Origin of the sequence: Streptomyces avermitilis MA-4680 = NBRC 14893 (genome assembly GCF_000009765.2) — a bacterium.
GTDB classification, from domain to species: domain Bacteria; phylum Actinomycetota; class Actinomycetes; order Streptomycetales; family Streptomycetaceae; genus Streptomyces; species Streptomyces avermitilis.
Genome location: NC_003155.5, coordinates 6,227,445 through 6,242,245, shown reverse-complemented (window position 1 = coordinate 6,242,245; position 14,801 = coordinate 6,227,445). Strand labels below are relative to the sequence as shown.

Here is a 14,801-nt window from a genome sequence, read left to right as displayed (position 1 = left end):
GACCACTGGCGGGTGGTCGGCCCGATGTCGTATCGGGCCTCTGACCCGCCGGCGGAACGGGCCTAGGCGTAGAGCCCGCCGCCCGCCTGGTCCTCGAACGCGTCCGGCCAGTAGCGCAGGCCGTCGTCCTGCGGGGTCACCGGGGTGGGGTCGCAGGCCATGGGGTCGACCAGGGCCAGGGTCTGGGCCATCGTGGCCGCCAGCTGCTCGTAGGACCCCGTCAGGTCGTGGTCCGCGTCGAGCGCCTTCTCGCGGTGCAGCAGCCACGCCGTGAACGCGAGCGTGGAGATGTCGGTGTTGAGCGGGCGCAGCATGCCGTCGGGCTCGCTCCAGCACAGGACCGCTCCCGTGGCGCCGTCGACGACCAGGCTCGTGTCCTCCAGGAGGTGGCCGAGGCGTATCAGGTGGTCCGCCCCGGCGGGGAGCTCGCCGTCCGTGAAGGCGCCGGAGAGCTCGTCCGCGTAGTGCTCGGCCAGCGTCGGCAGCGGTACGTCCGTGTCGACTTCGAACCAGTAGCCGTTCTCCGGCAGGCCCACCTCGCGCAGGAAGCGCCGGGTCGGCTCGTGCGTGAGCGCGGCCGGGAAGTCGACGTCCTCGAAGCGCACGATCCCGAAGGCACCGAACTCCTCGTCCAGCAGGCGCGGCGGCAGGTCGAGGGCGAGGCCCGCGCCGGGGCCGGCGATCCGGGCGAGGGGGCGGATCAGGGCCGCCATCCGCCAGTACGGCGCCACGTCGTCGCCCGCCGTCGAGGTGAAGACCGCCGACAGCTGCTCCGACGCCGCCGCCACCGCCTTCGGGCCATGGCGCCCCTCGTACGCGGCGAACTGCCCGCGGGAGCCCGCCAGTTCCTCCGTGGCCGCCGCGAACCGCACCAGCGCCTCCAGGGAGGGGGCCAGCGGGGAGCGGTCCATCAGACTCGCGCTCCCGTGGAAGTACGTCGTCGAGACCGCGCCCGTCGCGCCGTCGAGCACGACCGACTCCAGGTCCCGGTCGAAGGTCCGCAGCGCCCCTATGACCAGTTGGTCCCGCAGCTCCCCGGCGAGCTTCTCCGCGTCGTCCACCAGGTCCGCCACGCGGCGCAGCCCGGGCCGCGGCGGCGTCGTCGCCTCGCGCAGGGCGTCGAATCCCAGCAGCGCGCTGTCGGCCGGCAGCCCGGGTCCCGTGAGCCACTGCCGCGTCCGCGCGTGCGTGACGTACGGGTCCAGATCCGCCTCGGTCAGCGTGATCACGCCACCCGCTTCAGTCGTGCTCATCGTTCCCCCGCGTGCCTCGTCCCCAGAGCGGAAAGGCCTTGCCCCCACGGCCGTCCCCCATCGCGAAGAACGATACGCCGCCCCACTGACAACGCCCGAAAACCCAGGCCCCGCCCCGGTTTCTGGTCCAGCCACAGCCCGATCCGGGCGCGCCTGATGCCATCAGGGCATCAGGGCATCAGGGCATCAGGGCATCACGTGAGGTACACGCCGCCCAGCACCACGACCACCGCCGCCAGCACGAAGAGCAGCACCACCAGCAGCAGCTTCCCGACGGCGGGCGCGGGTTCGTAGCGCGGAGGCTCCGTTTCCCGCACGCCGGGCGGCTGCGGCCGCGTCATGGCGCCGTCACCACCGCCGCCTGCGGGCGGATCGGCAGACGGTTCACCGGCCGGCCGGTCGCCGCCCGTACCGCCGCGGCGACCGCCGCCGGTGACGTCACCACCGGCACCGCGCTGGCCGCCTTCGCGCCGAAGGGGGCGACGACGTCCCGTTCCTCGACGAGCTTGACGATGCGGATGTCGGGCGCGTCCAGCGAGGTCGGCAGCGCGTACCCGGTGAGGTCGGGGTGGCGCACCAGCCCGCGCGCGGTGCGCAGGTTTTCCGTCAACGCGATGCCGACGCCCTGGGTGACGCCCGCCTCGATGCGCGCGGCGAGCTGCGCGGGGTTGAGCACCCGGCCCACGTCCTGGGCGAGGGCGAGTTCCACGACCCGTACGGAGCCCAGTTCGATGTCGACGTCCACCACCGCGCGGATCGCGCAGAACGCGAGGCCCACGAAGGCGTCGCCCTGGCCGACCGCGTCCAGCGGCTCGGTCGGATGCGGCCGGCACTGGGCGGTGGCCCAGAGCTCCTTGCCGTCCAGCGCCTCCGTGACGGTCGTCGACAGCACCCCGTCGTACGACGTGATCTTGCCGTCCGTGATCTGCAGCAGCTCCGTGGACATGCCGAACTTGTGCGCCAGGGGCTGGAGCAGCTGGGTGCGCACCATCTTCGCGGCGCGTTCCACGGCTCCGCCCGACACCCAGGTGTGGCGGCCCCGGCAGCCCGCGCCGGCCGGCGGCTGGTCCGTGTCGACCGGCGCCACGTGCACCTCGTCGATGCCCAGCGTCTCCTGGACGATCTGCCGGGCGAGGGTCGTGAAGCCCTGGCCCGTCTCCACCGCCGCGCACAGGACGGTGGCGACGCCGTCGTGCACCTTCACCGTCGCCGTGGATACCTCGTCCGCGCCCTCGGCGCCGAGCATGTGCACCATGCCGAGCCCGTAGCCCACGCCACGGCGTACGGCGCCGGGTTCGCCCGCGCCCTCGGGGCCGCCCGGGAGCAGCCACTCCTCCTCGGGCGTGTCCTTGGGGAGCGCGGGCAGGGGGAAGTCCCTCACGGCCTGGAGCAGTTCGGCGACCGGGGCCGGGCACGTCACCGTCTGGCCCGTCGGGAGGACGTCCCCGGTGGCCATCACGTTGCGCATCCGCAGTTCCGCCGGGTCGATGCCGAGCTTCTTGGCGAGCTTGTCCATCTGCGCCTCGTACGCGGCGCACACCTGCATGGCGCCCTCGCCGCGTACGTGCCCGGAGGGCGGGTTGTTCGTGCGTACCGCCCAGCCCTCGATGAACGCGTGGGGGACGACGTACGGGCCGCAGGCGAAGGAGACGGCCGCCGCCAGCGCCTCCGCGGAGGTGTCCGCGTACGCGCCCGCGTCCAGCAGGATCTGCGCCTCGACCTTCACCAGCCTGCCGTCGGCGTCCGCGTGGTGGCGGTAGCGCAACAGGGTGGGGTGCCGGTGGACGTGCCCCAGGAAGGACTCTTCGCGCGTTGCGGTGAGTTTGACCGGGCAGCCCGTCTTCAGGGCCAGCAGCCCGAGCGGGATCTGGAAGCCCTGGTCCTCGCGGTCGGCGGTGGCACCGGGCACTCCGGTGACGACGACCTTCACGCGGTCGGGTTCGAGGCCGTAGCAGGCGGCGGCCGAGTCGCGGTCGGCGTGCGGGTCGGTGGAGGCCACGTACAGCTCGACCCCGCCGTCGGGGCGGGGCACGGCGAGACCGGCCTCCGCGCCGATCGGGGCGGGGTCCTGGCGGCCGATGCGGTACAGGCCCTCGACCACGACCTCGCCGGCCGCGTCCGGGTCGCCGTGCCGCAGCGGGATGTGCCGGATCAGGTTGCCGTCGGGGTGCAGGGGTTCGGCCTCGAAGGCCTGTTCCGGGTCGGTCACCGGGTCGAGCACCTCGTACTCGACGATGACGGCGGCCGCGGCCATGCGCGCGGTGTCCGGGTGGTCGGCGGCGACGGCCGCGAGGGGCTCTCCGTGGTGGCGTACGACCTCGGAGGCGAACACCGGGCGGTCGGCTGTGCCGCGGCCGTGCGGCACCTGGCCCGGCACGTCCTCGTGGGTGACGACGGCCCGAACACCGGGCATCTCGCGCGCGTGGGTGGTGTCGATGGAGAGGATGCGGGCGTGCGGGTGCGGGGAGCGCAGTACGGCGGCCCACAGCAGGCCCTCGGCCCACAGGTCGGCCGCGTACGGGAAGGTGCCCTCCGTCTTGGCGCGGGCGTCGGCGGACGGCAGGGAGACGCCGAGGCCGTGCGGCAGCGGTTCGGGGGCGGCCGCGGCGGCCGCCGTGGTCGCGGTGGCGGCTTCGTTGCTCACGCCTGGCCTCCGTCCTGGCCGTACCGGTGGTGCGCGTCCGGGGGGTCGAACGCCGAGGGGTTGACGCCGCCCGCTCCGGGGCCCGCCTGGTGCGGGATACGGGCCTCGTCGGCGTCCTGCGCCGACTCGGCCTCGGTGTGCGCCTCACGTTCGGCGACGACCTCGCGCACGGCGTCCAGGACCCCGCGGTAGCCGGAGCAGCGGCACAGGTTGCCGCACAGCGCCTGGCGGGCCTCCAGCTCGGTGGGCGCGGGATTGCCCTCCAGGAGGTCGTGCACGGTCATCGCCATGCCGGGTACGCAGAAACCGCACTGCACGGCGCCGCACTTGGCGAGCGCCCGCTGCACGTCCGAGGGCCGCCCGTCGACGGCGAGCCCCTCGACGGTGCGCACCTCGCTGCCCGCGGCGGTGACGGCGGGCACCAGGCAGGACGCCACGAGCCGCCCGTCGACCTGGACGTTGCAGGCCCCGCACTCGCCCTGCGAGCAGCCGTCCTTGGCGCCCGCGAGACCGAGCCGCTCGCGCAGCACGTAGAGCAGCGACTCGCCGATCCAGGCGTCGGTGACGGGCCGGTCGGCGCCGTTGACACGCAGGACGTAGGAGGCCACGGGGTGTTCGTCGTGGTGGTGCGCGGAAGCGGGGTCGTCGGCGCCGGTCTCCTCGGCGGACGCGCCCTGCGCCTGCGAAGCCGCGGACGGGTCGGGGCCGGAACCGGACGGCTCCGCGGCCGGGGGTTCGACGGCGGCCTGCGGGTCCCCGGCGACGGGCGGTTCCTCGGCGGCCGGCTCGGCGTCGGGAGCGTCCGCGGCCTCCGCCGCCCCAGCCGTCTCGTGGGTCTCCGTCGCATCGAGGGCGCCGGAGGGCTCAGGAGCCTCCTGGGCGGCCTCGGGCGCCCCGGGATCGGCTCCCGCCCCGAAACCCGTGTACGGCCCGCCGGAGGGCTCCACAGGGGCTTCGGCGGGCAATTCCGGGCCCGGGTGACCCGCCGCTTCCTCCGACTCCGGGGACCACAGCTGCCCGGCGGGCTCCGTCGCCCACGGCGCGGCCGCGCCGCCGGGGAGCGTGGCGGGCGGGGTGCCGCCCCACTGCTCGACCAGCGACGAGGCGCTGAACTCACCCGATTCGTCCGGTAGATCACCGTCGGCCACGGGGATCGACCACTGCCCGGTCACGTCGTGCCCGGAGGCGGCGTCACCCCGCGCCGACTCCTCGAAGGCCCACTGCCCGGTGCCGCCGGGGTTGTACATGAAGGCGTCCTGGGCGACGTCCGGGGACGCGGGCCCCGGGTCGGGCCACTGGACGCCCTCGACGGGCGCGCCCCAGGCTCCCGGGGCCGACGGGTCGGCGTCGGCGCCGGGCGCGGCCGTGATCGGCGGGGGCACGTAGCCGTGGCCGGGGGCGGCCAGCGGGGTGTCCGACGCCAGGAGTGCGTCGATGCCGCCCTCGGGAAGCTGGACGAAGGTGGTCGCCCCGTCGTCGTAGTCCCCTTGCGGCAGCCGCTCCCAGGCTCCGTGGGTGCGCCCCTGAGGGGTGCCCTCTCCGTGCTGGTCGTCGGTCACGACAGTGCCCTCCCCAGTGCTCGTCGGGCCAGCGCGGCGACGGTGCGCCGCAGGTGCAGTACGGCGGCCGGCAACTGCTCCACGGAGCCGTCCTCGGCCGGTACGGGATCCGGGATGCAGGCCGCGGCGACGTAGTCCCCGAAGGCCGTGAGGGCCTCCGGCACGATCGTGCGGCTGTTGTCCCAGTCGATCAGCTGGGCGACCCACTGTTCGGCCTCCAGCGGGCGCAGCGGCATCGGCGCTATGGCCCCCACCGCGCAGCGCACCCCGCGCCGGGCGGGGTCGAGGACGAGCGCCACCGAGGCGGTGGCGCGCCCGGGCCCGGTCCGTCCGGTCGCCTTCAGGAAGACCTGCGGGGCGTGCAGCAGCGGGACGCGCACGTAGCCGATGAGTTCGCCGCCGCGGAGCATCTCCATGCCGGCGAGCAGGTGCGAGACCGGGATCTCGCGGCGGGCGCCGCCCGGGCCCGCGATGATCAGCGTGGCTTCGAGGGCGGCCAGCACGGGCAGCGCGTCCCCCGTGGGGGCGGCCGACGCGATGTTGCCGCCCAGGGTGCCCGCGTTGCGGATCTGCGGCGGGCCCGCGGCCCTGGCCGCCGCCGCGAGGGCGGGGATGAGGGCCGCGAAGTCGGGGCGTCCCATGCGTGCGTGGGTGAGGCCCGCGCCGAGCAGGGCGTGGCCGTCCTGGTACTGCCAGCCGCGGATCTCGTTGATGCGGCCGAGCCCGACGAGGGCGGCGGGCCGCAGCTGCCCGGAGTTGACGGCGGCCATGAGGTCGGTGCCGCCCGCCACCGGAACGGCGGTCGGCATGGCGGCCAGGGCCGCCACGGCCTCGTCCAGTGAACCGGGCAGCGTCACGGCCTGCGCCGCCTGCGGTGCGTGCGTGGTCAAACCGGCTGCCCCTTCCCGCTGCCCCACCTGGTCCCACCTGTGTTGCGCGTACGGTACGTGCTGACAGGGCGGACGTGGCAACTCTGGCACATCTTCCCCGACTGTCGACGCGGGGGTCCGCTAGGAGGCATTCGCCCCCGTCACCTGGGAGATGGTCCGTTTTGGCACGGCATCACCCGTCGGTGCGCATTGCCACTCTTCAGTGACTCTTGTGCGGTTTTCCCTCACACGTTCCCCTACGCGTTCGGGGGCGGCCCCTCGATCGGGCGTCCGAGCACACCCGGCCGCCGCTGCCAGGGCAGCGGTCCCGTGGGCGGGCGGTAGGCCACTCCCAGGGCGTCGAGCCGTCCGTAGTGGGCGGTCATCCGCCGCTCGAAGTCGGCGAAGTCCCGTTCGGCGGGGGCGGGCAGCGCGCTCCAGGCGACCTCGGCGAAGGCCGCGAGCCGCGGGAACGCCTGGTAGTCCACGCGTGCGTGGTCCTCCATCACCTCGGTCCACAGATTGGCCTGGGTGCCCAGCACATGGCGCGCCTCGTCCTCGGTGAGCTGCGGCGGAACGGGCTCGAAGCGGTAGACGTCCTCCAGGGTGCGCACGTACCCGATGGGCACCGGCTCGTCCGCGCCGCCGTCCTGGCGGTGGTCCAAGTAGACCTGCTGTTCGGGGCACATGACGACGTCGTGGCCCGCGCGGGCGGCCGTGATGCCGCCCTGGTAGCCGCGCCACGAGGAGACGGCGGCCCCTTCCGGGAGGCCGATGTCCGCCGTCTCACCTCCGGGCGCGCGTGTCCCTGCGGCGCGTGTCGCTTCGGCACGTGTCCCTGCGGCGCGGCTCCCGCCCTCCAGGATCTCGTCCCAGCCGATGAGCCGGCGCCCGCGCGCGGCGAGCCAGGTGCCGAAGTGCCGGACGAACCACGCCTGGAGCGCGTCCTCGCCCGTGAGCCCCAGCTCCTCGATGCGGGCCTGGACGGCGGGCGACTGCTTCCACTGGTCCTTGGCGCACTCGTCGCCGCCGATGTGGACGAAGGCCGAGAACGCGGCGGCGTCGGCCGGGAACAGCTCCAGGAGTTCCTCGAACACGCCCTCGTAGAAGCGCAGGGTGTTGTCAGTGGGGGCGAGTACGTTTTTGGAGACGCCCCAGTCGTCCCAGACCGTCAGGGAGGTCGTGTCGATGACGTCGGAGTTGCCGAGTTCCGGATACGCGGCGATGGCGGCCTGCGAGTGGCCCGGGATATCGATCTCGGGGACGACGGTGATGTGCCGCTCGGCCGCGTAGGCGACGATCTCGCGGATGTCGTCCTGCGTGTAGAAGCCGCCGTGCGGCTTCTCCTCCCACCGTTGTGAAGCGCGGTGGCCGAATTTGGTGCGCGCCCGCCAGGATCCGACCTCCGTGAGCTTCGGGTACCGCTTGATCTCGATGCGCCAGCCCTGGTCGTCGGTGAGGTGGAAGTGGAAGACGTTGAGTTTGTGGGCGGCCATCAGATCCAGGTGGCGCAGGACGCCGTCCTTGGGCATGAAGTGCCGGGAGACGTCGAGCATGACGCCGCGCCAGGGGAACCGGGGCGAATCCTGAATGTGCGTCAGCGGCAGCCGCCACTGCCCGCCGGGCAGCGGCGCCCGCCGGTGGGCGCCGGGACCGAGCAGCTGCCGCAGGGTCTGGGCGCCCCAGAAGAGCCCGGCGGGGCCGCCGCCGACCAGGTGCACCGCGTCCGGCGTGACCGCGAGCCGGTAGCCCTCCTCGCCGAGGTCCCTGGTCACCGTCGGGTGGACGGACAGCCTGATCCCGCCGTCGCCCGGTGCGAGCGGGAAGCCGGTGGCCGCCCCGATCGTGCCGCGCAGCCATCGCGCGGTCCGTTCGGTCCCGGCACCCGCCGCCAGCCGGGTGTCCGGGCCCAACTCGAAGAAGCCTTCGCCGCACGCCCCCACGTGCCGGGGCGCGGGAATCAGTGCCATCACGTCGGTCACGTCGGTCACGTCAGTCCTTTACCGCTCCGCCGAGGCCCGACACGAGCCGCCGTTGCACGAGTACGAAGAAGACCAGCACCGGAATCGTCATCACCGTGGACGCCGCCATCACACCGCCCCAGTCGGGCTCGTCCGGTTTGTAGAAGACGAGGAGAGCCATCGGCAGCGTCGACTGGGACGTGTCGCTGATGATGAAGGACTTGGCGAACAGGAAGTCGTTCCAGGCCGAGATGAAGGAAAAGACACTCGTGGCCACCAGCCCCGGGAAGACCAAGGGGAAAAGGATCTGCCAGAGGAATCTCGCCCGGCTCGCCCCGTCGATGTACGCGGCCTCCTCCAGCGCGTCCGGAACGGCCTTCACAAAGCCCCGCAGCATCCAGATCGCGAACGGCAGCGAGAAGGCGATGTGGGGCAGGATCAGCGAGCCGAGCGTGTTCAGCTGACCGAAGTCCCGCATCAGGAAGAAGAGGGGGATCGTCAGGGCTTCCACGGGCACCATCTGGGCGACCAGGAACATGATCAGCAGGGTGGTCCGGAATCGGAAGCGGAATCGGGTCACCGCGGTCGCCGCGAGAAAGGCGATCAATGCGGAGACGACGACCACGGAGCACGCCACCACCAGGCTGTTGAGGAAGTAGCGGCCGAATTCCTGCTGTTCGAAGACGCGCCGGAAGGAATCCAGCGAGGGGGACAGCGTCCAGGGCCGCGGCCGCGTCGACTCGATCTCGCCCGCCGGTTTGAGGGCGCTCAGCACCATCCAGTAGAGCGGGAACGCGACGACGACCGCGATCAGCAGCGCGGACGCCTCGGCGGCGAGCCGCCAGGGCCGGCGCACCAGCCCTCGTATCGAGGTCACAGTTCCTCCCCCTGCCCGCGCAACAGCCGCAGATGGACGAGGGTGACGGCCAGCAGGATCACCAGCATCACCACGCCGATCGCCGAGCCGAGGCTGTACTGGGACGACGCGAACGCCTTCTGGTACGCGTACACGTTCAGGACGAGGTTCTGGCCCGCGATGCCGCCCCCGTTCGTCATCACGTAGATCTGCGTGAAGACCTTGAAGTCCCAGATGACCGACTGGATGGTGACGACCACCAGGATCGGCCGGAGCATCGGCGCCAGTACCGAGCGCCAGATGCGCCACTGCGAGGCGCCGTCCAGGGCGGCGGCCTCCAGGACCTCGGCGGGTACGGCGCGGATCCCGGCGTACACCGTGACCATCACGAACGGGAAGGAGCACCAGACGACTTCCAGGAGGACGAGCGCGAAGGCGCTGTAACGGCCGTACGTCCACGAGTGGTCGCCGAGGCCGAGCATCCGGTCGACGGGCCCGAAGTCGGGGTCGAAGAGGAGCAGCCAGACCGTCGAGCCGGTGATCGCCGGGGTCGCCCAGGCGCCGAGCGCGGCCAGCATCAGCGCGAGGCGCGGCAGGGCGCGGACCCGGGTCAGCAGCACGGCGAGCGCGCATCCGACGGCCAGGGTGGAGACCACGCAGGCCGCCGCGAACACCACCGTGGCCAGCAGCACCTGCCAGAACTGCTCGTCCCCGAAGAGCGTCGCGTAGTTCCCGAACCCCTGGAAGGTGGTCGGCTCCCCGCCGCTGACCTGGGCCTGCGTGTACTCCAGGAACGAGATCAGGCCGAGCTGGTAGACGGGGTAGACGAGCAGCCCGCCGAGGACGACCAGGGCGGGGGCGAGATAGATCCAGGGCGTCCGGGCCGCGCCCCGGGGGCGCCTTCCGGGGTGAGCCCCGACGGCCTTGTCGGCCACCGCGCCCCCGGTGCGTTCACCGAGGGCGGTGTTGTGCGTCGTCATCCGCTCAACCCGCGGAGCTGAACGCGTCGTTCATCTTCTTGGCGGCTTCCTCCGAGGCGGCCGCCACGTCCTTCTTGCCGCTGATGACCTGCTGGAACATCGTCGGCAGCACCAGCGACGAGTCGATCCCCGCCCAGGCGGGCGAGGCCGGCACGAACTTCGCGCCCGCGGCGAGGGTCCGGACGAAGGGCTTGACGAACGGTTCCTTCGCCGCGACCTGCTCCCGCACGTCCGAGAACGTCGGCAGGAAGCCCATGGCGTCGAAGAGTTCGCTCTGCGTCTTCTTCGACGCGAGCCGCTTCATCAGGTCGACGGCGAGTGTGCGGTGTGTCGTGCTCTTCAGGACACCGATGTTGTTGCCGCCCGCGAACGCCGGCGCGATGTCACCCGGCTTCAGCCCCGGCAGCGGCACGACCGCGTACGCGCCCTTGACCTTGCCCGCCTCGATCGCCTGGTGGCTGAAGTCGCCGCCGATCGCCATGGCCGCCTTGCCGGAGGCGAACGCGGTCACCGTGTCGTTGCCGCCCATGCCCGCGCACTTGGCGGCGGGGCAGTTGTCGTCGCCGAAGAGGGAGGTGTACGCCTTGATGCCCTTCCGGGCGGCCGCGCTGTCGATGGTCGAGGAGTACGAGCCGCCCTTGCCCTGCGCGAGTTCACCGCCGTGGGACCAGATGAAGGGCATCGCGCCGTACGTGTACGCGCCGCCGACGGCGAGTCCGTACAGGTCCGGCTTCGCCGCCCGGATCTGCTTCGCGGTCGCGATCAACTCGGCCTGCGTCCTGGGTACTTCGAGTCCAAGCTCCTTGAAGATGTCGGTGCGGTAGTAGAGGGCGCGTACGCCGACGAAGTAGGGGGCGCCGTAGATCCTGCCGTCGACCGTCACCGACTGCTTGGCCGTCGGGTCGGTGTCCTTGGACTCGCTCCAGCCGGTGAAGTCCCGGGTGACGTCCGCGAGCCCGCCGTCCCTGACGTAGCCGGCGGTGTCCGTGTTGCCGTACTCGATGACGTCGGGCGCGCTCTTGGGGTCGTTGAAGGCGGCCTTGACGCGCTGGGCGCGGGTCTCGACGGGGATGTACTCGACGTTGACCTCGGTGCCCTTGTGGGCCTTCCGGAAAGCGGCGACCGTCTCGTCGACGACCTGCTGCTTCGGCTTGTTGTCGACCTCCTGGAAGAGCCAGACCCGCAGGGTGCCGGTCTTCTCGTCCTTGCCGGAGGAGGAGTTGCCGGAGCTCTGCGGGGCGCAGGCGGTGGCGGTGACGGTCAGGACCGCGGCGACGGCAAGCGCCGCGAGGGAGACGGCCGTTCGGGGCGGGCGAGGCGTACGGGCGGTGCGGGCCAGGGGCACTGCGAGCTTCACGAGCTTCCTCCGGTGGGGGGCGTTGCATCATGCGCAATGACGGTTTTGCTCTGCACAACACACCGGAGGCTATGGAGTACATGAACATGCCCACAAGAGGCATGAGCGAAGAGAGGTCTCAACCAATCCTCTCGACCGCTCCCCCGCGCGCCCTGCCCCAGGCACGACAAAACCGCGGCACCCCCTATCGGGGAGTACCGCGGTCGTGCACGGTCCGCACGGCACAGGCCGAAGGCCGCGAAGGCGTCACTGCGCCCCGCCGGGGCGCGCGCCTTACTTCTTGTCGCCGCCCTTGTCCTTGTCCCCGCCGGCGCCCATGGACTCGTAGATCTCCTTGCACATGGGGCATACGGGGTACTTCTTCGGGTCCCGGCCCGGGACCCACACCTTGCCGCAGAGGGCCACGACGGGTGTGCCGTCGAGGGCGCTCGCCATGATCTTGTCCTTCTGGACATAGTGGGCGAAGCGCTCGTGGTCCCCGTCGCCGTGCGACACCTGCGGTGTCGGCTCTACGAGGGTCCCCGTCCCAGTGCCTCGCTGGGGCTGGGTCTCAGGCTCAAGAGTGCTCATGCCGCCAAGGGTACTGAAGCCCGGGCCCATCAGTTGAGCGACGGGTCGTCCGGATACGTGGCCACCATCGCCAGCTCGTTGCGCTGGCGGCGGAGCACCTCGCGCCACAGGCGTTCGGGCGACGGGGAGGAGACGTCGCCCGGCTCCGACTCCACGACGTACCAGGCGCCTTCCACCAGCTCGTCCTCCAGCTGGCCCGGGCCCCAGCCCGCGTACCCCGCGAAGATCCGCAGGCTGCCGAGGGCCTTGGCGAGCAGTTCGGGCGGTGCCTCCAGGTCGACCAGGCCGATCGCGCCGTGCACACGCCGCCAGCCGAGGGGCGCCCCGTCGACGGAGGCGCCGCCGGGGATCACCGCGACACCCAGCGCCGAGTCGAGGGAGACCGGGCCGCCCTGGAAGACGACGCCGGGTTCGCCCGCGAGGTCCGCCCAGCCCTCCAGGATGTCGCTGACGTCGACCGGCGTGGGCCGGTTGAGGACGACACCCAGCGAGCCCTCCTCGTCGTGGTCGAGGAGGAGCACCACCGCGCGGTCGAAGTTCGGGTCCGCCAGGGCGGGCGTGGCCACGAGCAGCCGCCCTGTGAGCGAGGACACCTCGGTCATGCCAGACATGATCCCGCATCTTCCCTTCAAGTGGGGAGGCAATACGGGTACGCGAGTGAATGCAGCTCAGGGCGCATCGGTGCGCCCCGAGCGCACGCCCCGAACGGTGACCCCGTGTGTCCGATTAGGCACGGTTCGTGTTGTGGCAAAGCTATGACGTTGCTGGGAGCTACTCGGGCTTACTGAAGGGGGGTGGGGGGCCATTACGCTTGCTTCTTCGGCGCCGCCCAACTGGCCTGCCGACGCCCCCCTGCCCAACTCATCGGAACGCGAGATACATGACCGTCAACGGCTCAGACGATGTACTGCTTGTCCACGGCGGAACCCCGCTCGAGGGCGAGATCCGGGTCCGCGGTGCGAAGAACCTCGTGCCGAAGGCCATGGTCGCCGCCCTGCTGGGCAGCGAGCCGAGCCGGCTGCGCAACGTCCCCGACATCCGCGACGTGCGCGTCGTGCGCGGACTGCTTCAGCTGCACGGGGTGACGGTCCGCCCGGGAGAGGAGCCGGGCGAACTGGTCCTGGACCCGTCGCACGTCGAGAGCGCGAACGTCGCGGACATCGACGCGCACGCGGGTTCGTCCCGTATCCCGATCCTCTTCTGCGGCCCGCTGCTGCACCGCCTCGGGCACGCGTTCATTCCGGGCCTGGGCGGCTGTGACATCGGCGGCCGGCCGATCGACTTCCACTTCGAGGTGCTGCGGCAGTTCGGCGCGAAGATCGAGAAGCGGGCGGACGGCCAGTACCTGGAGGCTCCGCAGCGGCTGCGTGGCACCAAGATCCAGCTGCCGTACCCCTCCGTGGGCGCCACCGAGCAGGTGCTGCTGACGGCCGTCCTCGCGGAGGGCGTCACCGAGCTGGCCAACGCGGCGGTCGAGCCGGAGATCGAGGACCTGATCTGCGTTCTGCAGAAAATGGGCGCGATCATCGCGATGGACACCGACCGCACCATCCGGATCACGGGTGTCGACTCGCTCGGCGGCTACACCCACGCGGCCCTCCCGGACCGCCTGGAGGCCGCCTCCTGGGCGTCCGCGGCGCTGGCGACCGAAGGCAACATCTACATCCGCGGCGCCCAGCAGCGCTCGATGATGACGTTCCTGAACACCTACCGCAAGGTCGGCGGCGCCTTCGAGATCGACGACGAGGGCATCCGCTTCTGGCACCCCGGCGGCCAGCTGAAGTCGATCGCGCTGGAGACGGACGTGCACCCCGGCTTCCAGACGGACTGGCAGCAGCCCCTGGTCGTGGCCCTCACCCAGGCCACGGGCCTGTCGATCATCCACGAGACGGTGTACGAGTCCCGGCTCGGCTTCACCTCCGCGCTCAACCAGATGGGCGCGCACATCCAGCTCTACCGCGAGTGCCTCGGCGGCTCCGACTGCCGCTTCGGCCAGCGCAACTTCCTGCACTCGGCGGTCGTCTCCGGCCCCACCAAGCTCCAGGGCGCCGACCTGGTCATCCCCGACCTCCGCGGCGGCTTCTCGTACCTGATCGCGGCCCTCGCGGCCCAGGGAACCTCGCGGGTGCACGGCATCGACCTGATCAACCGCGGCTACGAGAACTTCATGGAGAAGCTCGTGGAACTCGGCGCGAAGGTCGAACTGCCCGGCAAGGCACTCGCCTGACCCCAGCCCCACCAACCCCGGCCGCGGGCGACACCGCCCCGGCTGGGGGTCCGGGGTCCCGGACAGGCACGGCAGGCGCGGGAAGCGTACGTACGACGATGGGGCGGCCACCCGGTGAGGGTGGCCGCCCCATTGGCGTTGCCGGGTCTCGTACGCCGTCCCGCAGGCGTACGGACGGGCTTACTTGCCCTTGGCGGCTTCCTTGAGCTTCGAGCCCGCGGAGACCTTGACGCTGTAGCCCGCCGGGATCTGGATCGGGTCGCCGGTCTGCGGGTTACGCGCGGTGCGAGCGGCACGGTGGGTGCGCTCGAAGGTCAGGAAGCCGGGGATGGTGACCTTCTCGTCGCCCTTGGCAACGATCTCGCCGACGGTCTCGGCGAACGCGGCCAGAACGGCGTCGGCGTCCTTGCGGGTCACCTCGGCGCGGTCGGCCAGCGCGGCCACCAGCTCACTGCGGTTCATGTTGTTACTCCCGTGTTCTTCTTGCCGTTGAGGCGTGAGATCGAAGCCGATGCTGCCAGGGTC

The 14,801-nt window shown here is 71.9% G+C and carries 13 protein-coding genes; 1 reads left to right on the top strand and 12 read right to left on the bottom strand.

What is annotated here, in order from left to right; translation table 11 throughout:
- Positions 1-62: 62 nt before the first annotated feature.
- The 11 genes from SAVERM_RS26505 to SAVERM_RS26460 all read right to left on the bottom strand — a co-directional run bounded on the left by SAVERM_RS26505 (position 63) and on the right by SAVERM_RS26460 (position 12,651).
- Positions 63-1,253 carry an SUKH-4 family immunity protein gene (locus SAVERM_RS26505; protein WP_010986542.1) on the bottom strand — a complete coding sequence of 397 codons (1,191 nt, stop codon included), beginning with the start codon at positions 1,251-1,253 and terminating at the stop codon, positions 63-65.
- Between the two features lie 194 nt (positions 1,254-1,447).
- Positions 1,448-1,594 (bottom strand): hypothetical protein, encoded by a 147-nt coding sequence (locus SAVERM_RS42805; protein ID WP_154696735.1) that lies wholly within the window; start codon positions 1,592-1,594, stop codon positions 1,448-1,450.
- On the bottom strand, positions 1,591-3,897 hold the full coding sequence (locus SAVERM_RS26500) for a xanthine dehydrogenase family protein molybdopterin-binding subunit (protein ID WP_010986541.1): 2,307 nt from the start codon (positions 3,895-3,897) through the stop codon (positions 1,591-1,593). The genes SAVERM_RS42805 and SAVERM_RS26500 overlap by 4 nt, the downstream gene beginning before the upstream one ends.
- Complete coding sequence (locus tag SAVERM_RS26495) at positions 3,894-5,456, bottom strand: (2Fe-2S)-binding protein (RefSeq protein ID WP_010986540.1); 1,563 nt, start codon at positions 5,454-5,456, stop codon at positions 3,894-3,896. The genes SAVERM_RS26500 and SAVERM_RS26495 overlap by 4 nt, the downstream gene beginning before the upstream one ends.
- The gene (locus SAVERM_RS26490) at positions 5,453-6,346 is read right to left on the bottom strand and encodes an FAD binding domain-containing protein (protein WP_037649893.1); all 894 of its coding nucleotides are present in this window, start codon (positions 6,344-6,346) and stop codon (positions 5,453-5,455) included. The genes SAVERM_RS26495 and SAVERM_RS26490 overlap by 4 nt, the downstream gene beginning before the upstream one ends.
- Positions 6,347-6,582: 236 nt before the next feature.
- The gene (locus SAVERM_RS26485; RefSeq protein WP_037649960.1) at positions 6,583-8,295 is read right to left on the bottom strand and encodes a beta-N-acetylhexosaminidase; all 1,713 of its coding nucleotides are present in this window, start codon (positions 8,293-8,295) and stop codon (positions 6,583-6,585) included.
- Between the two features lie 22 nt (positions 8,296-8,317).
- Positions 8,318-9,163, bottom strand: coding sequence for a carbohydrate ABC transporter permease (locus SAVERM_RS26480; RefSeq protein ID WP_010986537.1), 846 nt, complete (start codon positions 9,161-9,163; stop codon positions 8,318-8,320).
- Positions 9,160-10,122 (bottom strand): carbohydrate ABC transporter permease, encoded by a 963-nt coding sequence (locus tag SAVERM_RS26475; RefSeq protein ID WP_010986536.1) that lies wholly within the window; start codon positions 10,120-10,122, stop codon positions 9,160-9,162. Before SAVERM_RS26475 ends, SAVERM_RS26480 begins: the two co-directional genes overlap by 4 nt.
- A gap of 4 nt (positions 10,123-10,126) precedes the next feature.
- Entirely contained in the window at positions 10,127-11,386 is a 1,260-nt protein-coding gene (locus SAVERM_RS26470; RefSeq protein ID WP_137951790.1) for an extracellular solute-binding protein, read from the bottom strand.
- A gap of 366 nt (positions 11,387-11,752) precedes the next feature.
- Entirely contained in the window at positions 11,753-12,049 is a 297-nt protein-coding gene (locus SAVERM_RS26465; RefSeq protein ID WP_010986534.1) for a DUF3039 domain-containing protein, read from the bottom strand.
- A 29-nt stretch (positions 12,050-12,078) separates the two neighbouring features.
- Positions 12,079-12,651, bottom strand: coding sequence for a YqgE/AlgH family protein (locus SAVERM_RS26460; RefSeq protein WP_037649897.1), 573 nt, complete (start codon positions 12,649-12,651; stop codon positions 12,079-12,081).
- Between the two features lie 278 nt (positions 12,652-12,929).
- Between SAVERM_RS26460 and murA the strand changes: the two genes are divergently transcribed.
- The gene (gene murA / locus SAVERM_RS26455) at positions 12,930-14,276 is read left to right on the top strand and encodes a UDP-N-acetylglucosamine 1-carboxyvinyltransferase (protein WP_010986532.1); all 1,347 of its coding nucleotides are present in this window, start codon (positions 12,930-12,932) and stop codon (positions 14,274-14,276) included.
- Positions 14,277-14,456: 180 nt separating this feature from the next.
- Here murA and SAVERM_RS26450 read toward each other — a convergent pair whose 3' ends face one another.
- Complete coding sequence (locus SAVERM_RS26450; RefSeq protein WP_007382399.1) at positions 14,457-14,738, bottom strand: HU family DNA-binding protein; 282 nt, start codon at positions 14,736-14,738, stop codon at positions 14,457-14,459.
- Positions 14,739-14,801 lie beyond the last annotated feature (63 nt).

Coding starts and splice junctions, on each gene's coding strand:
- SAVERM_RS26460 (WP_037649897.1), bottom strand. CDS start 12,651: ATGACCGAGGTGTCCTCGCTCACAGGGCGGCTGCTCGTGGCCACGCCC.
- SAVERM_RS26450 (WP_007382399.1), bottom strand. CDS start 14,738: ATGAACCGCAGTGAGCTGGTGGCCGCGCTGGCCGACCGCGCCGAGGTG.
- SAVERM_RS26505 (WP_010986542.1), bottom strand. CDS start 1,253: ATGAGCACGACTGAAGCGGGTGGCGTGATCACGCTGACCGAGGCGGAT.
- murA (WP_010986532.1), top strand. CDS start 12,930: ATGACCGTCAACGGCTCAGACGATGTACTGCTTGTCCACGGCGGAACC.
- SAVERM_RS42805 (WP_154696735.1), bottom strand. CDS start 1,594: ATGACGCGGCCGCAGCCGCCCGGCGTGCGGGAAACGGAGCCTCCGCGC.
- SAVERM_RS26485 (WP_037649960.1), bottom strand. CDS start 8,295: ATGGCACTGATTCCCGCGCCCCGGCACGTGGGGGCGTGCGGCGAAGGC.
- SAVERM_RS26475 (WP_010986536.1), bottom strand. CDS start 10,122: ATGACGACGCACAACACCGCCCTCGGTGAACGCACCGGGGGCGCGGTG.
- SAVERM_RS26465 (WP_010986534.1), bottom strand. CDS start 12,049: ATGAGCACTCTTGAGCCTGAGACCCAGCCCCAGCGAGGCACTGGGACG.